The organism is Paraflavitalea devenefica (genome assembly GCF_011759375.1).
Classification (GTDB): domain Bacteria; phylum Bacteroidota; class Bacteroidia; order Chitinophagales; family Chitinophagaceae; genus Paraflavitalea; species Paraflavitalea devenefica.
Genome location: NZ_JAARML010000010.1, coordinates 154,062 through 176,014, shown reverse-complemented (window position 1 = coordinate 176,014; position 21,953 = coordinate 154,062). Strand labels below are relative to the sequence as shown.

Annotated in this window: 11 protein-coding genes; 5 read left to right on the top strand and 6 right to left on the bottom strand. The window is 46.8% G+C overall.

Going from position 1 to position 21,953, the window contains the following annotated elements:
• Positions 1–136 precede the first annotated feature (136 nt).
• From HB364_RS32410 to HB364_RS32385, 6 genes are all read right to left on the bottom strand, one after another.
• A complete protein-coding gene (locus tag HB364_RS32410) occupies positions 137–2,260 on the bottom strand; it encodes a right-handed parallel beta-helix repeat-containing protein (protein ID WP_167292604.1) in 2,124 nt (707 codons plus the stop codon).
• A 19-nt stretch (positions 2,261–2,279) separates the two neighbouring features.
• The gene (locus HB364_RS32405) at positions 2,280–3,611 is read right to left on the bottom strand and encodes a hypothetical protein (RefSeq protein WP_167292603.1); all 1,332 of its coding nucleotides are present in this window, start codon (positions 3,609–3,611) and stop codon (positions 2,280–2,282) included.
• A 155-nt stretch (positions 3,612–3,766) separates the two neighbouring features.
• Positions 3,767–6,121: a hypothetical protein gene (locus tag HB364_RS32400; protein ID WP_167292602.1), complete on the bottom strand. Its 2,355-nt coding sequence runs from the start codon at positions 6,119–6,121 to the stop codon at positions 3,767–3,769.
• Positions 6,096–7,043 (bottom strand): hypothetical protein, encoded by a 948-nt coding sequence (locus HB364_RS32395; RefSeq protein ID WP_167292601.1) that lies wholly within the window; start codon positions 7,041–7,043, stop codon positions 6,096–6,098. Before HB364_RS32395 ends, HB364_RS32400 begins: the two co-directional genes overlap by 26 nt.
• Positions 7,040–7,858, bottom strand: a complete 819-nt coding sequence (locus HB364_RS32390) for a hypothetical protein (RefSeq protein ID WP_167292600.1) — start codon at positions 7,856–7,858, stop codon at positions 7,040–7,042. Before HB364_RS32390 ends, HB364_RS32395 begins: the two co-directional genes overlap by 4 nt.
• An 11-nt stretch (positions 7,859–7,869) precedes the next feature.
• Entirely contained in the window at positions 7,870–8,469 is a 600-nt protein-coding gene (locus HB364_RS32385; protein ID WP_167292599.1) for a hypothetical protein, read from the bottom strand.
• 879 nt (positions 8,470–9,348) lie between these two features.
• Here HB364_RS32385 and HB364_RS32380 point away from each other — a divergent pair.
• From HB364_RS32380 to HB364_RS32360, 5 genes are all read left to right on the top strand, one after another.
• Entirely contained in the window at positions 9,349–10,395 is a 1,047-nt protein-coding gene (locus tag HB364_RS32380) for a LacI family DNA-binding transcriptional regulator (protein ID WP_167292598.1), read from the top strand.
• 102 nt (positions 10,396–10,497) lie between these two features.
• Positions 10,498–13,770, top strand: a complete 3,273-nt coding sequence (locus HB364_RS32375; protein WP_167292597.1) for a SusC/RagA family TonB-linked outer membrane protein — start codon at positions 10,498–10,500, stop codon at positions 13,768–13,770.
• Positions 13,771–13,790: 20 nt separating this feature from the next.
• Positions 13,791–15,575 carry a RagB/SusD family nutrient uptake outer membrane protein gene (locus HB364_RS32370; protein WP_167292596.1) on the top strand — a complete coding sequence of 595 codons (1,785 nt, stop codon included), beginning with the start codon at positions 13,791–13,793 and terminating at the stop codon, positions 15,573–15,575.
• Between the two features lie 143 nt (positions 15,576–15,718).
• Entirely contained in the window at positions 15,719–18,550 is a 2,832-nt protein-coding gene (locus tag HB364_RS32365; RefSeq protein ID WP_167292595.1) for a heparinase II/III domain-containing protein, read from the top strand.
• 21 nt (positions 18,551–18,571) lie between these two features.
• Positions 18,572–21,943 (top strand): DUF4979 domain-containing protein, encoded by a 3,372-nt coding sequence (locus tag HB364_RS32360; RefSeq protein WP_167292594.1) that lies wholly within the window; start codon positions 18,572–18,574, stop codon positions 21,941–21,943.
• The last annotated feature ends 10 nt before the right edge of the window (positions 21,944–21,953 follow it).

Here is a 21,953-nt window from a genome sequence, read left to right as displayed (position 1 = left end):
GGCCATGCCAGATCATGCCACAAAAACAATACTAAACCCTTGAACGCATCACGTCTTTTTATACAGATATGTGAATAACCGTACTCCTAAAATAAAGAAGCCGCCTCAATTACTTTTGAGACGGCCTCTTCGCTTTTTAGGGTACAACCGTTGTCCCCGTATCATTTACCCGCTGTATTTGTGTCATAGGCGTTCGGGTGTCGCCTGTAAAATTGTTGCTGATAATAGATGTTCCATAGGTGGTATTGATATAAATACCATAATGCGTTCCTGTTCTGTAAAAGCCAGGCATATCACTGATGAATACGTTGTTCTTAATGGTGCAGTTGGCGGCATTGAAGAGCGAGATGCCGTGCTGCGAAAAGTTTCTGATGGTGTTGTTGAAGATGCGGATATTGGCATGGTCCAGGGAGGAGGGCGACATATTATCCACAAAATAGTTATTGGGGCCTGCGGAGTCAATCTTATTGATGCGCACATTGATGGAGCCTGCGTCAGCGCCCAGGTTGTCAAACCCGCTGTTCCTGATGTCGTTGTTGGTGATCCATATATCCCGGCTGTACAGTCCGTTGTACCACAAAGCAGCTTCATTGTACAGACTTATGGCCGGCGATGAGCAGCTATAATACTGGTTGCCCTCCACCACGCCTTTGGCAGAGCGTATGATAGAACCACGCGCCCTTACCGTGAAGCGGTTGTTGCTGATCATAAACCTTTCATTACGCAGGGAAGCATTGTACAACTGAACATTCTGCTGCAGGTCGGTAAGTCCTATATCAACGAGGCTGTCATAATCATTGGCGGGAATGGCAGGGGAGAACTGTACCCGGTAACTGCCGCTTTGCAGGAACACAGTATCTACCGTAAAGTTGGAGCCGACGATCTTACCAGTTTTGGGCGTGTAGATCCGGAAGATATGTCCCTTTTTCAGGTTCATAAATTCATTGTTGGTGACCAGCAGGGTAGTGTTGCTGACCTTTGATTTTACAAAGATGCCTTTGTTATACAAGGCCACGCCATCATCGGCATTGCCAATAAAAGTGCTGTTCTCTACCCAGGGGCCGATGGCATTGGCACGGCAATGCACCCCATCCGCATTGGCCGATACAAAACGGCTGGCATCTTTGAGTACCGACTGGCAATTGAGTATTTTCATGTCACTACCATCATAGGAGTAGTAACAGCCGATAGGACTGGTATAATTGATGATGCTGTCACAAACAAAGTCAACACAATTGCGGGTGCTCATCAGCGGGCCTACATTGTCCCTGGCTACAATAGAAAGCACATCGCCCACAACAAAGTATTTACCCGATTTGGATCCCGGATGATAGATATTATATACCGGTGTATCCTTACACGCCAATGGCGTTACATCGGCCGGCACGATACCAACAGCTCCGTTGTCTATCTTCTTCAGGCTACCGGGATCGGTGGTGTCAATCAGGTATGACCATGACCAATGATCGGTAAAGGAAGGATTGTTATAGATGGCCGGATAGAAGGGCGACGTTTGACCATTCACTTTTCTCAACCGCACATTCACATTCAGTGCCGTGCTATCCGTGTTGTTCACACTGATCACATCCAGCAGAGAGTGGGGCAGCGGGTCCCAGTCTACTTTCAGTCTTCGCACGGTTACCCGGTTGGAATTCTGTATGCGCATAAACCCTATATGCGGATGGTTCTTTATAAGGATATTGGCATTGTTGCCTTCTATGATGAGGTCATTGATATTGGCGGTGTCAATAGCAAATAAGCCAGTGAACCCTCCATCCAATTCATAGGTAGAATCAGCCGTGAAAGCAAGGATCGCAGGTGTATTCATGATGGCCTTGCGCATGGTGTCTTTGATCGCCTGCAGGGTGGCATGTGGTGGAATGGTGTATGTTCTGGGAGGAATGGCCACGGTATGTGTAAACGTGTCAGACCAGTTGCTTACGTCTGCGCCAGCTTCATCTTTTGCCTTTACCCGCCAATACACATTGCCGGCCGGCAAGGTACTTACCGGTACAAAGCGGGTAATGTACAGGTTGGTACGTGATGCGATGATATTGGTAAAGTTGGCATCGGTGGCCAGTTGTATATCATAGCTGTAACCATTGGTAAAGGCCTGCCAGGTGAAAGAGGGATTACGTACATAGCCAGTGCTGTTATGGAGGGGCGCCGACAAAACAGGCTGACCCTGTGCATGGCTTTCACCGGATATGAAGCCTGCTATCCATAGTAGGATGATTGCGTGCAGTATAGTTTTTTTCATGTGGAGGAGATTTGACAAATTAGTAGATGAACTTACGGGTGATGAGATCGCCGCGGAGGGAAATGAAGCTGGCGAAGTACAGGCCATGGGCATTGGCCGGCATATCCAGCGGATAACGATAAATGCCTTTGTCTACTGTCACTTTACGGGTATAAACAATGCGGCCGTTTTGGTCATAGATATTTATCATGCCCCGCACGGGCTCGCTTGCAGCGATCTCTGCCAGTACAAGGGGGCCTTTGCGGTTGGAAAGTACCCGGAAGCCGGTGGTGCTGTTGCTGGTTTTCAGGGCAGCTAATGGAGATACTGCCTGGGGAGCCATGCTCAGGTCTCTGAATACCCGGTTGCTGTCGGCCTGTACAAGGATGATGGGTTTAAGGTTGGCAAAGCTGGCATTATACCCGGTATTATCCGTGTATTGAATAATCTCACCACCGGTATCATTCCTGCGAAGGGCATAGAGTATCACATCGCTGCCCGATACAGTGCCGGTGAGTCCGCGGTATTTATCACCTGTTACACCGAGGGTACCGTTGGCAGTCCACGAGCCTGCTACCAGTGAATACTTTTTGAGCTGGTTATTATCGGCAATGTAGAGTACGTTGACCGTATCGCTGCCGTTCAGGCGTGCCATAAAGAACTGGAGCGGACTGCCGCCTGTGGTGGCATAACCGGGCAGGTTGGTCATCGTTTGTCCTGCAGTAGTGGGCAGGCCGCTGCCTACACGGGTCATGCGCAGGTTGGTGGCGGTGGAAGTGGCATACAGTTGCCCGTCATAAATGCCCAGGCATCGCCCGGTAGTGCTGGTGAGTAAGGTATTGGAAGTGCCGGTACTACCTGCAGTAGCATATACAATACCGCCATTACCGCCGGCAGCCCATACATTACTGCCATCGGTAATGGCCGACCGGATGGATACAGTACTGAAGCGGTTGCTGAAAGCGGTGGTTGTGTTTACATTGGCAGTAGCGTCTATGATACCTACTACGCGGTTGACGGTGGAGCTGGTACTGCCTGTAACGGCGGCGGTGCCGGTAGCAGCATCATAGCCACCCAGCGCGAGGTATTGGCCGTCTTCCGACAGGCTGATAAACCCTTCAGTGTAATCTGCTGATGCCGGCGGCAGGGTGAGCCGGCGATGACTGCCACTGACGGTCACCGGCATGGCGATGCTTCTGACCAGTTCTCCGCAGGGCGTATATTCATCCAGGTATACAGGCTGTGCAGTGCCTGCTGTCATGGGGAGGGCTCCGGTACCAATCCTTACTACTACAATGTTACCGTTGCCGAAAGATTGTGCACTGCTACGGGCAGCGCACGCGAACAGGAGAAAGAATAACAGGATTCTCATATTGGCAAGTGTTTGGTTTGTGCAATCGTTGTGTGCACAATCTTTGAATTACCGCTCACTTGTCAAAAGAAAAAGAACAGATTTTTTGCATGGGAACATTCCCGGACGCCGGGAATGTTCCCATAGCATTTATATAGGCTGGCGTGATCAGGCTTTTAGTTGCCGCCTCCCATTTTATGTTCGAGGTTTTTTATTTTTAAAGAAACTGTTTCTATAAAACGAGGGTCCATCAGTGTGGGTCTGCCGGCAGACTTCTTGTATCTTTTTTTGGCGTATTCCAGTTTCTTTTTTGCTAAAAACAGTTCATTCTTTTCTAACAGTATTTCAGCTTCGCAGGCTTCCAGTTCTGCTTCGGTGGTATTGGGAATGGGCAGATTGTGATAGGGGATATCTATTTTATCAATACAGTCTTTTAATTCGATCAGGTATTGGCGTCCCTTTTCAATATGTTCTGTGTTCTTTTCTATATCATATAAGCTAATGTAGGCATCACAGATCGAGTTGCATACGCCTATCATGTTTTTAAGAACGAGTTTGGCTACTACCGGCAACCTGGCGTCAATATAGATAGATTTATACTCCGGTAGCGATGACGCCAGGTAATGGATCGCTTTTTTTAACTGGCCGGGCGACTGCGGGTATTGTGTTTTGGTATAATACATGGATACCATGGCCAGTCCAAGCCCATGTAATATTCTTGGATCTGTAATGGTGTCCCGGTTTAGCTTTTCTTCCAGTTTGCATAAAGGATCATACAGCTCATTCCTTCTGTATAGCCATAGTAATATATAGGTAATTTCTCTCCATACGGCGCTCGGTTCCCTTGATTTGCTGTGTCGCTTTTTTTGGTGGATGATATTGCTCTTTTCTATCAGGAACAGTTGTTTTTCCAGTACCTCGATGAGTTCCAGCTCCAATGTCCGGTCATCTTCATGCTGTTCATCGGTATTGATGGCAAGCAGGTCACTGTAGGTCAGGATTAAAAACTCAATAATGTATTTGCCCGATCCCTGACCCATGGCCAGTTGATTGAGGTACTGGGTGATTTTTTTGCCCTGTATTTTTTCCTCGTTCTCCACCTCGCTGATGATGGTCAGGAAATGATACAGCGGTTCATATTTTTGGTGAATGGGGGTGTCATAAAGAAAGAGCAGGTAAGGCAGGTGATGGAAATTAAACCGTATAATGTCTTTCCCAAAACGGACTTTTATGGCTTCAATCCTTTTTAATTGTACCAACTGGTCAAGTTTGGCCACATTGTATTTTAAGTCCTGGTCAACCAGCCTGTCATCCTGCATGTGCAGGAATTCATTGAAGTTTTCCATTAGCTTTTTGTCGTTATTGTCAAGCACTCCGTCAAGAATATCCTGAAGTGTTTCCCGGTAATTGTCGAGTAAACCACGGTAAAAATGGTTTTCTATTTTTAAGGAATATTTATCCAGTAACTCATGCAGTCCTTTAGGTATATTGTCGCTGTCAATAGTTCTGCCATTTACGGCATTATTATGGTGTTTGGCGCTGATCTGTTTGATTAGCTCGAGTATGTTTAATGCTTCCGGTATTGATTGGGCGTATTCCCGGGAAAGGATAGAGAACAGGAAGACCTGGAATATATTTCTATGAATGCCTGTAGTAGCAGTGCTGAATTTTTTGTGAAAGGAAAATTCTGCCCTGTATTTATTGTGTACGATATCAAATAGTATTTTGGACTTAAAGGGAGCTGAGGATAAATAGTAGAATATTGTTTTGTTGAATTGCGGGTCCTGGTGGATCTTTTCATTGGCTATCAGTACCCGTTGAATGGCAATAATATCTGTAAATGTATTCTCAAGGTATTTATGGAGCCTTGCTTCATTGAAGTTTTTCAGAAAGTTAAATCCGTAATCTATAAAAGCATCATACAGCGTTTCGGTGATTTTTTTATTGAGGGGTTGTGAAAAAGACGCCTGGGCGCAATCATTAAAAGCGGCTGATTTTGTTTCAAAAGCATCTATGTGCATCTTCTTTTTCAGGAATTGGAGGAAGCTGATTTCCTTGATATTGTTGTGCCGCTTGGAGAAAATAAGGGATAGCATAAACAGCTCAAAGTTCTTGTTGATCACCTTGTGCAACCCTTCTCCGGAATTGATCAGCGTTAAAATTTCATTGATGAGCTCATTCTTGTTTTTGGTCAGTTCAGATGCATGTCTTATTTTTTCTAAAAACAGGTCTTTTACCAACAATAGCTCTTTTTTATACTCATCCAGCAGGATAATGGTGCTGTTGACGGTGTCGGTGAAAAAACTTTCATAGGCAATGGCCTCCTGGGCAAGCTGGCTGATGTGCTCTTCTGTAAAGCTTATTTTATTGAGGTAAGGCATGAAAAAGTGGACAAAGTCGTAAGTGTCTACTGCATAAAGGAAAGTAAACCCCTTTGCCTGTAGTCTCAGGTCATCCCCGATAGCATCTATCTCTTTATCTGACAAATTGAAGATAAAATTATTATTATATAGCGGGTTCGTATTCGTCATGGGTTGATTTTGGAGCGAATATTTCTTTTAGCTTTTTCATGGCCGTTTTGGTAAGATGGTCTGACCCTTCCGGGGGCGTTGTTCTCGTGGGAGCGTTTTGTGAAGGTCTTTTGGGGAACGAATTTCCCGACAGATCATGTTCCATTTGATAGGCATCCGTTAATTGTTGCTGGTTGAGATGCCTTTCTTCCAATGGTACAGCCGTCGGTTCGGACTGATGCAGCGATTTTGAATACAATATTTTACTGGCTATCTCCAGCCCGACCCTTTTTTCTGTTGGAATAGAAGCCAGGTACTCATTGATGATCGCTCCACCGCTGTCTATTTCGCTTATAAAGTCATCAATACTGCAACTCCAGCAATCAATATAAACGCCGGCTTTTTCAACGTATATAATTTCAGGCCAGGATATTTGCTCTTTTAAAAGGGCTTTCTTTTCTTTCCAATAAGCGATACTGTCTGCTATACGGCCAAACCCGGTTTCTGTAGTGAGTTGATCGCATTCAGGGGGTATTTCCGATAGATTGAATGCAGGGTCCCGCTTTTTATATGCTTCATTGATCGCCTCTATTAACATTCTCTGTTTCCCGTTAAGCCGGAAAAAATAAGCCAGTGATAACCGGGCAAAATGGTTCAGTTCGTTGCCCAGTAACAGCGCATACAATTGATCCTCTATCTTGCTGAATTCGCCTATAATCGGTTTTCTTACAGGAGAGAGATAACAGTAAACTGCTTCGTCAGATTTGGATCTGTAAATGTCGCGCCGGACAACCTCAACGGGCGCCTCTGCCTTGAGTTTGTAAAAGTCAACGATAATATGATTCTTGTTTTGTGATATATAGAACTCATTACCTTGCTGGTACACTACCGGAACAAAGTCTGTTACATCAAATGGCGGTATGGCATATCCATAAAATTTCACGCTATTGTATTTGTGGATGGATTAATGAACCTGGTAATTTGCTCATTGATGGCAGTGATATAAACCCTGGGGTTGCCTGAAGCAGCGTAGGGTAGTACCGTCGCTCCTTCAAAAGCCATTTCTACCTGGTCTGCTTTTCCCTCATTAGTGGCGAAGATGTGCGGATAAAGGACCAGGATGGGTTTTAACGGTACCTCTTGATCGTATTGGATTTCTACAGATCTGCCCTGTTGCCCGACCTCTGTAGATGTGTTTTTAACTTTTGAGTAAAACTGGTGAAGCACTTCCAGCTCGGGGAAGAGAAACTGTAATCTTTTGGCCAATTGTTCAAAGTCATGTTCGTATTTCAGGTAATTTTGGTTATTCCGGTATAGGAGAAATACCAGCTTAATCATATCTTCCTGGCACGGCCTGTCTATTTCAAACCGTGAAAGGGGCATTCCTTTAGGCAAATCATACCTTTCAAAGCCCCCGGAGTCGAACGGTAACATTCTTTTGGGTATAATGTCTGAAGGAGGGTCCATTACAAATACCATAGGGGGATACGCATCATTTTCAAGGTTTTTTTTCTCTTCCGGTATGTACACGTTTCTGCCATATGTGAAAAAGGCCAGCTCTTCATCGGGATAATTCTTATTTCCTTTAAAAGTCTTAAAATGACGATCCTTTTTAATCGCGCCGATTTTAAAAGAATCTGGAATATGTGTTATAGGAAGAAGGTCTTTGTCTTTCCTGATCTTTTCTTCCTTGAGGAGCTGAAGAAATTCCTTGAAATCGGTAACCACTACGTCATCTCTCAAATCATCTCTTTCCATGACGAATGCGTTTAAGGTTTTGGTTGTACACTTTTTACATTCTCATAGGTATTTTTCAGGTCTGCGTGCGCCCATGAATGGTATTCCATAGATTTGAATAATAACAGGATAACTAATCCTATTCCTGTAAGCAGGGAGAAGAGGCCAAACGTGCTGAATTTTATAAAGAAAAAGACAGTCAGGATCAAAATAGTGATGGCGAGTGTGGCGCTGAAGTTTTTTAATACATTCCACAGCTCAATATATTTCTGGTTTTCTTTGGCCTGTTCCCTCACCACCGTATACATTTTTGATTTTTTGACAGATGGCGGGTCAGTGGTTGGTTCTTTCGAAGCCTTTCGCGGTTTTAAGGAGAGGTATGCAACGAGCTTCTGAACAAGAAAAAGAAGATAATTACCGCATATACTCAATATAAATCCTGCTATGTAAGAACAACCAATAAACAGGATAACCTGGAAGGCTGGTACCTTATTGGTGAAAAATGAGCCATCGAACATCAGGTGAGGATGGAGCAGATCGTAACGTTGAATGTACAGAATACAGGAAAGAAAGAAAATGCCGGGCAGGGTATATACAAATAAATCAAATATCCCGTATTTAATGTTTGCCATCTCGGAAAAGGTTTAGGTCTCCACAAAGTGTTACTTAAATTTAATACCTGCTTTTTAGTTAGTACACCGTGAAAACACCCATATTCAGGCCCTGGCAGTTGATTTATGATAATTTTTAGTTAACGGGAATGTGATCTCATCAGGCCGGACAGAAAAGGATAGATCTCATATATTTAGTGCTCTAAACATGGCCAGGGAATGTCCTGAAAAGCGCACTGGAGTGCTCTAATACTGCACCCTTCTATAGTGTACCAGTGCAAGGTTCAGGCAATACTTAGGCCATTCCCTGAGCATCCCTCATCCATAAACTACCCATTCAACACCCAACTCAGCACATTCCCTCAATAATATTCCCCAATGCCACAATGACGCAGTGCATCAACGCGCCCTTCCCGATCACTTTTTAACCTGCATGACCGCCATCACCTTCACAAAAAATAGGGGTGATTTTTAAAGAATCCTTATAAATCAGGCAATTTGAACAAAAATACCCCCTTTTTTGGCCTATACATCCCACCCCCTTCGCGGCACATGATAGTACATTTGTTATGGATTCCGGTAGGATAGGATGAATTCATTTTTTACACGGCAATGCCATAATGGCGCCGCCGGTAAAGCAAGGATCAAACCTGTCCAATTAATAACGATTGCCGGTATAATCAGGCTTTACCAGTTTATCCGGATATCCCGGTCCTTCTTCTTAACATTAAAAACTGCCAGTATGAAACGAACATCCCTTCCAGGTCAGGTCCATTACCTGAATTAGCCTTGTAGTTAATGTAGTCAGTACGGTCTTTTCCGGTTCAGCAATGGACCCGGCCGGGTATTTTTTTGCCTGAATGGCCTAATCGATTAACCAGTATCAACATTCTTAAAGCTGTGGTAAAAAGGAAGATCTCCATACATGATATAGCCAGGCAACTGGAGGTTTCGGCTGCCACCATTTCTTATGTACTCAATGGTAAGGCCACTGAAAAACGCATCAGTCCCGCCATGGAACAGAAGGTATTGCAATATGTGGAGAGCTGCGGTTACCGGCCCAACCGGGTGGCCAAATCACTGCGCACCGGCAAAAGCAAGATCATCGGCATGCTGGTAGAAGATATCGCCGATCCGTTCTTTTCGAGCATTTCGAGGATCATTGAAAAATATGCCCACCGGCATGATTATAAAATATTCCATGCGAGCACAGAGAACGATGTGGCCATTACCCGCGATCTCTTACGGGTGTTCCGCGATACGCAGGTGGATGGATATATTATAGCGCCGCCACCCGGTATTGAAAAAGATATTGCTTCACTGATGAATGATGACCTGCCGGTCGTATTGTTCGACCGTTTCTTCCCGGAGCTCGAAACTTACAATGTAATTGTTGACAACCTGGGCGGCGCCCGGGAGGCGGTAGACCATTTTATTGCCAATGGCTATAAGAACATTGGACTGGTGACCCTGAATTCCACGCAAACACAGATGCATGACCGGCTGCTGGGATACAGCAATGCCATGGCGCAACAAGGCCTTACTCCTGCCGTGCTGAAGATACCTTATGAGATGGAGCGGGAAAAGCTGGTGGTGGAAAAGATTGCCAACTTCCTGCAAAGCAATCCTGCACTGGATGCCATTCTGTTTGCCACCAACTACCTGGCCATTAGCGGACTGGAAGCTATTCATACAAACGGATCACAGATACCAGATGATATGGCGGTGGTGGGCTTTGACGATAACACACATTTTTCCCTGTTCTCGCCTTCCATTTCTGCCGTGGCGCAACCCGTGGAAGAAATGTCGAAAGCAGTGATCGAAGCTTTGATGAATTGCCTGTCGGGAACAGGAAACGTGCTGGGAAAGGAAACGATTGTATTGCCTACGCGACTTGTCATCAGGCAATCATCGCATCAGGTGGTCAGGAATAAGCTAACGGTGTAAAGGTTTTTTTTATAGCCTGACACTTAATCGATTAATCCAATCCTGTGATACAAGCCTTAACCTTAAATAGAACAAATTTTTTAAGACCAAAAAATTGCCATTATGATCAATTCTCCGCGATTGCCACAAAGATGGGCTGCCATGTGCTCCCTTCTGTTGCTGCTGATGACCGTATGCAGCAATACAGCCTGGGCGCAGGCTACAAAAACGGTTACCGGTACGGTTGTAGATGCACAAACCAATGCGCCTGTTCCGGGCGCCAGTGTACGGGCCAAAGGTTCCACTTCCGGTACATCTACTGATGTAAAAGGACAATTCAAACTGACCATTGCTGCCGATGCAGCGCTTGTTGTCTCCAATATTGGGTTTGAAGAAAAAGAAATTAACCCAGGTGCTGATGGAACAGTAGTGATAAAGCTGACCAGCGCTAACCAGCAACTGAATGATGTGGTAGTAGTAGGTTATGGCACCAAGAAGAAAGCTACCTTAACCGGGTCGGTATCTTCCGTGGATTCAAAAGTATTCCAGGACCGTGGCGTGGTGCCTAATCCCATGTCGGCCCTGCAGGGCCAGGTACCGGGTGTGATTGTTACCCGCAGTTCGGCAGCACCGGGACAGGAAGGATGGGATTTCCAGATCAGGGGTGCCACTTCTATCAACGGTACTCAACCATTGGTGCTGGTGGATGGTATTCCCCTCGTTGGCCTCAGCGCCCTGAACTCTATTAACCCCAACGATATTGATAATATGTCTTTCCTGAAAGATGCGGCGGCTGCTATTTACGGGGCCCGGGCTGCCGGTGGTGTAGTATTGATCACTACCAAAAGAGCTAAATCAGGGAAGCCCTTCATTCAGTACAATGGTTCTGTATCACAAAAAAGAATGGGATTAAAGCCCGGTATCCTGAATGGTGACCAATATGGCAAGTATTTGTTAGAGGCCATCTCCAATGCCTCTGTCAACGGCACGGCCGATGAAAACTGGATATGGACCAAATATGCCAGGGCCTGGATCAACAGGCCGGATTCCCTGTATATTGATAAAACAACGCCAGGATATGTTGATAACATAGGTTTTACAGATGTAAGGGACTATACTTTTTTTGATACCAATCCTATAGACCTGCTATGGGGCAATGGAAGGGCTTATTCGGACCAGCATGACCTGAGCCTTTCGGCCAGGAATGATAAAATAGGATTCCGTTTGTCACTTGGCTATATGAATGACGGCAGTATGCTGAAATGGGGCAAGAACTCCAATAAACGCTATAATGCACGTCTGGCCCTCGATTATACCTTTTCTCCGAAGTTAAAAATAGAGACCATTATTTCACTGGAAAAGAATGATGTGGTGTATCCTACCAGGCAGGGCGAGATCAACTTTGGCTCTCAACCCGGCTTTCCGGTGGCTACGAAAAGCGGCAAACCCTATGCCTGGGGTACACAACCGGCCCGCAACTGGCTGCTTGAGCTGGGCGGGGAGAATATTACTTATAACAGCCGGGTGTTTGCCAACATAAAAGCTGATTACAGTATTTCTAAAGACCTGAAATTAATTACACAGGCTGGCTATAGCTGGGCTGGTATAGATATGGCGAATCAGTATAAATACATCCCGGAGATCTATAATTATGCTGAAACGTATCAATACCAGGGTAACCCCAGGCAGGATCAGTCATGGTATGAACGCGGATTTTTTAAAGACGCTTATTTCAACACGAATGCCTACCTGGAGTATAAAAAGACAGTGGCAGAAGATCATAGTATCAATGTTGTAGCCGGTGGAAGTTATGAGCGGGAAGAGTACGATTTCTATAGCACACGAACCACTTACCTGGCCAGCAATGATGTGCCTTCACTGAGTTTAGGTTTAGGCGATAATACTACCCGCACCAATAATCAAAGCCGCTTTCACTGGGCGATTGCCTCTTTCTTTGGACGTATCAATTATACTTATAAGGACAAATACCTTTTAGAGGCCAATATCCGTCGTGACGGTTCATCCAAATTTGATCCGGACAATCAATGGAAATTGTATTCCGGGGTGTCTGCCGGCTGGCGCATTACACAGGAGGGATTCATGCAGAATGTCCGGTTCCTGGATGAATTAAAGCTCAGGGGTTCTATAGGTACTGTGGGTAACCAGTCGGGCATAGGCTTGTATGATTACCTGCAATTGATCAATATTGGTACAGGAGGCCCTGTCCTCGGCGGTTATTCATCCCGTTCAGTAACAGCCGGACCGGCAGGTACGCTCGTAAGTACCAACAGGACCTGGGAGAAGATACAAAATACCAATATCGCGGTCGATTTTGCGGTACTCAAAAACAGGCTTAGCGGTACTTTCGAATATTTCTGGAAAGAAAATAAGAACATGCTGCTGCCCCAGGAATATCCTGCTGTATTGGGAGCTACAGCGCCTACTAATAACATCGGACGCCTGAAAGTATGGGGATGGGAAATGGCATTGAGCTGGAAAGACAGGATAGGTAAAGTGTATTATTATATTAACGGAACATTGACCGACAACAGCAATAAGCTGGTTAGTTATGGAGGCAGGAATGTGGTAACCGCCGGGTCGCCGATTGTGGAAGGATATGCGATAGGCTCTTATTTTGGCTATGTATACAATGGCCGTATCCAAACCGATAAGCAGGCGGCTGATTATGCACTGCTGGTACCCGGCAGCAGTATCTCCAATATGCCCAGCGCTACGCAGATGATCAAGGGCATTAACATGTATAAAGATGTTAACGGAGATGGCAAGCTCACCAATGCCGGCGCCAACCAATACCTGTTGGGTTTAAAAGATGCCAATGGCAAGGCCATACCCGATGGCGATGTAGTGTACTTAGGCAGAAGCGATCCCCGGTATACGTTTGCATTCAATATGGGTGCTGACTGGAATGGCTTTGATTTTTCAGTTGTATTCCAGGGAGTAGGAAAAAGGCTGGTCTACAGGCGTTCTGACTGGAGCATACCATTTGGTACCATCTGGCAGGGGCATGCCAACTGGTGGGTAGGAAAAACTTGGACACCCAATAATCCTAATGCAGAGCTGCCCATATTGACTACTGCTACCAATAACGGATTTGGCGGGTATGGCGCCTACAATTACCAGATATCCAACTGGTCACTGCAAAATGGCGCTTATGTGCGGTTAAAGAATATTGTATTAGGCTATACACTTCCGCAGGAACTCAGCCGTAAAGCGAAGATTGAAAGGCTGCGTGTGTATGTAGCCGGTAACGATCTCTGGGAATTGACCAAAGTGCAGGACAAGTGGGACCCCGAGCAAACTGCCGGCATAAGTGGCGGGGCGCAACGCTACCCCTTCTATCGCTTGCTGACCTTTGGTGTAAACGTTACTTTTTAATCCTGCAAAATTTTAAACATATGAAAAAGCAATTCAAATATATAGCGATCGCCCTGGCAGGATATATGCTTACTACCGTGTTTGCCGGTTGTAAGCGATCCCTGGAACTGGAGCCGCAAGACAGGGTATCCGATGCCAGCTTCTGGAAATCAACTTCCGAATTCAAATTAGCCGCCAATGGCTTTTATGGATACCTGCGCACTTTTGGTCAAACCAATACCTTGAATGATTCCCGTAATGCCACTGACCTGGGCGCCGACAGGGGCGCTTTTGTAAGAGGTACGAATACGACAGTTTCTGACGACGGGAATTATAATAACGCCTATGCCTGGATCCGGAACTGCAACTATCTGCTGGCTAAGGCCGCCAATTATCCCAAGCCGGAGGAGATTAAAACGTATGTAGCGGAGGCCAAATTCTTCCGGGCCTACGTTTACTTTGATAAACTCCTTACTTCCTATGGTGGTGTTATTCTCGTAAAAGATGTGTTGACCACTGAGTCGCCCGAGTTGAGTGCCAAACGCAATACGCGCGACGAAACCATAGATTTTATTATCCAGGACCTTGAAGCGGCTATTGCCGACCTGCCGCTGGAAAGCGCCATCCTGCCTGGTGATAAAGGACGCATCAGCAAGCAGGCCGCACAGGCTTTCCTGGGCCGTGTATGCCTGTATGAAGGCACCTGGCAAAAATTCAGGGCAGGGAATGCTACGCGTTATAATGCGTTGCTGGATAAATCCATCGCCAACAGCAATGCTGTAATTGCCACCAATGAGTATTCCTTATTTAAACCTGCTGCTTTGGGCGATTCGGCCCTCAAGTACCTGTTTATCCTGGAAAACCAGAAATCCAATCCTGCCAATATCACGAAAGCTGCCAACAAAGAGTACGTGCTGGCCGTTCGTTATGAATCGAACAACCTGTTGAGAACGATACCCGGGCAGATCTCCTTTGGCGCCCTGGGCGCCGATATGAGCCGTAAAATGGCTGATATGTACCTGTGCAGCGATGGGTTGCCTATTGATAAAACAACCACCTCCTTTAGCCGCGCTACCCTCACGTCTGAATTTGCAAACAGGGATAACCGCATGCGCTATTTTATGACCATGCCCAACTACCGTTACTGGCAAAATGCTGCCAACTGGCATATAAACTGGGATTGGAGCCCGGCCGACTTGGCGAATGCACGCCCCGCCCATGATACCTGGGCCAATGGTACTACCGGCTATGAAAACCAGCAATGGGCAGCCGAAAGACAGGTGCCCAATTTCCAGGAAGGGTACGACTATCCCGTTATACGCCTGGCGGAAGTGTACCTCAATTATGCCGAAGCAGTCTATGAACGGAATGGGGCCATCAGTGATGCCGACCTGGACATATCCCTGAACCTGGTGCGGCAGCGGGTAAATGCTTCCATGCCTAAGCTGAGCAATGCCCTGGTTACCGCCAATGGGTTGAGTATGCAGGAAGAAATACGCCGGGAAAGAGCAGTGGAGCTGCAGGGAGAAGGTTTCCGTTTTGATGACCTGAAACGCTGGTATATTGCCCACACTGAACTGACCAAGCCAATGCTGGGCGTTCACTGGACAGGTACGGAATACGAAACCATCTACTCTTATACCGGTACTGAAACACCGCCTCCTGGATTGAAGAAAAAACCTTCTATTACTTTAGATGCCAATGGCGATGTGGTCGTTGATCCGGTAACGCAAAGAAAATTTGCTGAAAAGAATTACCTGATCCCCCTGCCACTAAAACAGATCCAGTTAAATCCCAATCTTGAACAAAACAAGGATTGGCAATAGCATAGGTCGCTATAAACTTATCCAATTTCATTATGGGCAGCCTTGTTTTCCATCGGCAAGTGTACTGCCAACGTTCCATAGCACATCAGAGGGGCTGCCCGTAATGAAATTGATCTCACCGCATAAAGTTTAATAAACCAGGCATGAAGATTGGCTTTATCATATTGTTATTGCAGGTGTGGTGTGCCTTGCCGGCGCATACGCAACAGATCAAACTGCCGTCAACATTCCGGCAGGGACACCCCAGGCTGCATACAGCCATTCGTACGGAGGATGCGGCCCGTAGTGCTTTCGGTCAACTGAAGTCGGCTATTGATCCTTATGTAACCCGCTGTGAGGCAGACAGCGCCTGGCTGTTATCGCGGTTACAGCTATACTGGAAAACAAGATCAACCGGGGTATACATTAAGGGTGGTGTGTATGATCATGCGGAAGGAGAGGCCCCTGTACCCACGGTACGGTTTCCCGGCGCCAGGGATAATGTTACCATTTATGGCGCGCCGAAGCTGGAAGACATGCTGCCTTATGCCGATGATCCGCGTGGCGTATACCTGGTCAACAGGTCGAAGCCGGGGCAACCACTGGAATGGGCGGAGATATCCAAAACAGGCCGCACTATTGAAGGCATCAATACCATGATCATGGGCATGGCCCATAACGCTGCCCTGTTGTATTGGATCACCGGTGAGGAGAAATATGCCCGCTTTGCCTTTCCTGTTTTTGATACTTATATGACCGGCATGTATTATCGCAATACGCCCAAAGACCTTACCCATGGTCATCACGAAACCATTGCAGGACTTTCCACTTTTGAAGTAATACAGGAAACGGCCCTGCTCAATCATCTTACCGGCATCTATGATTTCCTCTATGCTTATTTACAGCAAAAGGCCGCTGCGAAAATGCAGGTATATGTAGATGTTTTGCGCAAATGGGCCGATGTGCAGATTGAACATGGTGTAGCATTTAATAACTGGGACCTCATTGAAGCCCGCAATATATTGAATATTGGTTCCGTGCTGGAAGACAATAACCAGTATCCTGATGGAAAGGGACGGCAATACTATATCAATTTTGTACTCAATAAAAATGCGGAACGTCAGTGGAGCATTGCCAAATTATTACAGGAAGGATATGATGACAGCACCGGCTTTTGGAATGAATGCCCCGGTTATTCCATGAATGTATTAAGTGATTTTACAGAGCTGGTTACGCTCTTCGACCGCCAGTACAATCATGATATCCTGCCGGATATCCCGGTGTTGAAGAAGGCCGTACTGGCTTCTGCACAATACTTGTTCCCCAACGGATACCATACTGCTTTTGGTGATTCCTACTATGGCCGTCTTTCCACCAACGGTGCTTGGCAACTGGTGGCCAATGCACAGCATCACCATAAAGCTGAACAGGAAGTAATCTATACCCGCTATATTAAAACGATCAACGGGCTGAATGAGCGCACCGGCTTGCCAACAACGGCAGGCAATAGTGTACAGGCTGGCAGAAGGGAAGGGCCGGGCGCTTTACTTGCCCGTGGTGGCAACACGGTACTGAAAGACGATATCGCCGCCGGTAAAATAGAAGAGTATGTAACGCCCGTTTTTTCCGCACCTCATGTGAGCTATTTCGCTTTGCGTAATGGCTTTCATCCACAGGATGGTTTAATGGTAGCCATGTCGGGATCGAAAGGGAACCATATGCATGCAGGCGGTATCTCGATGGAGATATTCGGCAAGGGCATGATACTGGGACCTGAAAGCGGCATTGGCACCAGCTATTTTCAACAGGACTATGCGGAGTACTATTCACAGTTCCCGGCGCACAACACCGTGGCAGTAGATGGTATCTCCGCTTATCCCGTCATGAAAAGCAATCATGGGTTTGACGTGAAAAGCAGCTATCCTGCCTCCGGTGTAACAACAGGTTTCTTTCCCCGTGTGAGCTTCGGCGACCTGTATTTTGTGGAGCCTGAAACACAATCGGACCAGGACAGGCTTACCAGTATTATCAGGACCAGTGATTCCACTGGTTATTATGTTGACATTTTCCGCTCCAGGCGCAGGGACGGAAAAGATAAGATGCACGATTATTTCTACCACAATATGGGCCAGCAGCTCACCGTAAGCCAGGTTGATGGCAAGCCATTGGATATGCAGCCCACACAGCAATTGTCTTTTGGTGGCGGACACCTGTTTGCCTATGACTACTTCTGGGATAAAAAAGCTGTTACCACCGATAAGGATGTACAGGCTGTATTTAACCTGTCTGTCCCCGGCAAAGAAGCCGTACAGATGAATATGTGGATGAAGGGAGAACAGGGGAGGGAGCTATTTGCCGTGAAGGCGCCCAAAGCAAAAGCCATAGAGCGCATGGGCCTGCCCAATGAAATCGCCACCTTACCACTGCCCACCATCGTGGCAAGGCAAAGCGGCGAAGCCTGGAATAAGCCTTTTGTGGTGGTGTTTGAACCTTCTACTACTGCACAGCCAGCCTCCGTACAATCCATTCAATCTTTTCATCCGGCCAGTACACCGCCCGGTTTCGTAGGACTGGAAATTACCGGCCGGGCAAGGGATAAGCAAATGGTATTTGCCGATGCAACGGGTAAAAAAACAGTCACCCACCATGATCTTTCCTGCACAGGCACCTATGGAGTGATCAGTGAGAACAACAAGGAACTGCAATACCTCTTCCTGGGACATGGAACGACCATCAGTAAAGGAGGTTATAGTATCAGAGCAAAAACAGCCGGCACTGCTGCTGCTTTGTGCCACGAAAGCAGTGGATGGTATGTAACGGCCTCACAACCGGTCACCATTACTGTTCCGCAGGAAATGCTGGCTGGTAAAACAACGATCAAGATCACCCTGAATAAGAAAACGAATACCATCCATGGAAAGCCAATGAGCATAGCCGGAAAAAAGGTCATTGCCTTTGATATACCCGCTATGCCTTATACCAAAATAGAATTGTAAACACACACATAACCGATTGCTATGCCCAAAAAATTACTTTTAAATACAGGCATCCTGTTCACGATGCTATTGCTGTTGCTGAATAACAAAAGCATGGCCCAGGAGGGATGGCTGAATGATAATTTTGCTACCGGGAATACTTACAACTGGGTAAGCGCTACCAGTGGCGCTTCTTTGGTCCCGGCGAACGGCCAGTTGGTCATGACCATGGCTCCCGCAAGCGGTGGTAAATACCGGGCAGATTTCCGCAAAGAAGGCGGCGCTGTTTTTCATGCCGGTAACTATCCTATTGTAGCCATCCGGTTCAATAAACCGCCGCGCTGCAATTTCTTTTTTGATACCAACCTCGGATCTTATAACGGGACCAACAACAATGCGGTGAAGCTGGTTACAGACAGTGGCAATATTTATTACTGGGACTTGTCTACCGGTAAATTAGGTACTACTACTTTATCCACTACAGCGTCTACTGCGGTTTCCCTCTTTCAGTTTAAAGTAGCCGATATTGTACTCACCCAGGCAGAACTGGCAGCCAGTGATTTCTCTTTTGAAATTGCCTGGGTCAAAACCTTTACCTCTGTGGATGCGCTGCGTGCCTACGCTGGTATGGTCAGCCCGCCGGCATTTGAATTTACCGGCGCCTTTACGCACCCCGGTTTACTGCACAGTACTGCAGATCTGGCCAGGATCAAAGGTTTTGTTACCAACCAGGTGGCACGCCCTTTTGAAAGCTATAAATTATTAGCGGCTAACAGTAAAGCGTCTGCCTCCTACACCAAGGGCGGACCGTTTACTTACCTCACCCGCGATGCCTCGCTCACCATTGATGGTGTTGGCGGCGGCGCCGTTAAAGACCGTGTGGAAAGCGATTTCCTGGCTGCCTATTACAATGCATTGATGTGGAATATTACGGGCAACCAGGCACATGCTGCAAAAGCTATTGAGATCATTGACGCTTATGCGGCCAAAACCCTGGGCATCATTGGCGCAGATGCTGAGCTGAACGGGTTGTATGGATTTATCCTCGCCAATGCTGCGGAGATCATGCGCTATACCTATGCAGGCTGGCCGGCCGATAAAATTGCCCAATGCCAGTCCATGCTGCAATCTGTATTTTATCCTACCCTGCAAAACTTCAGACCCTGCGCCCATGGCAACTGGGACATCATTTGTATGAAAGCCCTGATGGCCATTGCGGTGTTCAGCGATGACAAGCCCATGTTCAATAAAGTGGTCAACTATTTCTATTATGGCGAGGGGAATGGCAGTATCAATAATTATGTATTGACAGCAGCCGGCCAGTTGCAGGAAAGCAACCGCGACCAGCCGCATACCATGCTGGCCCTGGGTTCTTTGGCTGAGCTGGCGGAAGTGGCCCTGAAACAGGGCATTGATCTGTACAACGCCTCTACCAATGCCATTATGCGGGGCTTTGAATATACTTCCAAATACAACCTGGGGTATACAGTGCCTTTCCAAACCAGTTATGAGTATTGTGAAAAGAACTACCAGGACTATACACCCGAAGCTATCTCACCCAACGGACGGGGCAACTTGCGGGCCGTATTTGAAATTGCCTACAACCATTATGCTTACCGGAAGGGGTTGGCCCTGCCATATACACTGGAAGTATTGTCGGTAATGGGGCCCGAAGGCGCGCCTTTTGGGGCAGACAATCCCGGTTATGGTTCCTTGTTATTTTACCTGAGCGACTCTGCCAATCATCGTTTCGATACCACCGGCAACTACCTGAAAGGCCTGGTGAACGATAACTTTACCACAGGCAATGATGGTTGGGTGGCTGCTACCAGTGGCGCTACGGCCGTTGCGCAGAATGGACTGTTGACTGTAACACCGGCTCTCCAGTCGAACGGTTCCCGGCGCGGTGATATCCGCAGGAACGGCGGCGCTTCCCTGTATCCTAAGAACTATCCCATTGTGGCCATCAAAATGAAAAAGCCGGCTACCTGCAATGTTACCTTCGATACCAACCTGGGTTCCTTTGGTAACGGCAGCAACAAATGGACAGGTAAAGTAGGGGAGGATATTTATTATTATGACCTTTCCAAAACCGGGTTCGGCGCCGGCGCTGTTTTCCTGTCCACTTCCTTTCCTACAGCCCTCACTACTTTTCAGTTCAAGATAGCCGACATCACCAGCGGTGAAACCAGCTTTGGGGTAGATTGGGTAAAAACCGTGAAGAGTGTGAGTGATTTGCTGGCGATGGAACCTACTACCGGTTTGATCAATGATAACTTTAATGGCACTACGGATGGTTGGGTAGCTGCTACCACAGGATCAACCGTTACTGCAGACAGTACGCAATTAAAAGTAACGCTCGCTTTACAGTCGGGCGGCAAATACCGGGGCGATATCCGCAAAAGCGCCGGCGCTACGCTGTACCCTGGCAACTATCCCATCGTAGCTATCAAGTTTAAAAAGCCCGCCGTCGGCAATATCATCTTCGATACCAACCTCGGCTCCTATGGTAACGGCAGCAACAAGTGGACAGGTAAGGTAGGCGCCGATGTATATTACTATGATCTCACCAAAACAGGCTTTGGAGCAGGTAATACCATACTGACCCAGCCTGCAGCACTCACCACCTTCCAGTTTAAGGTAGCAGATATTACATCGGGTGAAACAGGGTATGAGGTAGATTGGATAAAGACCGTAAAGACATTGGCTGACTTGTGTAACTATGCCAACCCACCCATAACAGTAACCATTCCTGATGTGTATGCCATGAATCCAGCGGTGGATTTGAAGAATACCATTTACATAGGATATGGTCCTTCGTCGCTTACCATTACGGCGCAACCTTCCGGTGGCACGGCTCCTTATGCCTATACGTGGACTACCAGTCAAACTGCCTCCTCAATAGTGGTGGACGCAGCGGGTTCTTATGGGGTGACGGTTACTGATGCCATGGGCTGCCAAACCGTTGACTCTATACAGATAAATACAGTAAATGTACAATGTGGCAATGCCAATAACAAGGTGCAGATCTGTCACAATGGAAATAACATCTGTGTGGCATCCGATGCTGTACCGGCGCACCTGGACCATGGCGATAACCTGGGGGGATGTGCAGTTCCGGAAAAAGCGATACCCCAACAAGGAACAATAACAGAGGAAAGCATGATTGCCAACACGGTTATTTATCCTAACCCGGTCAGGGGAAGTCTGTTTTATATCAGGACTGCCAGGGACCTGCTGAACAAAGAAGTGTTTGTAAACATAACAGACCTGGGCGGGCGAATCGTATTTAAAAAACTGGTAAAGAAAAATAGTGGCAATATAGAAGTGCAATTGAATAAGCCACTTGCCGGAGGCATTTACCTGGTAAGGATGAATAACAACGTGGCCACAAAACTGGTAGTAGCAAAATAAACGGGTATTC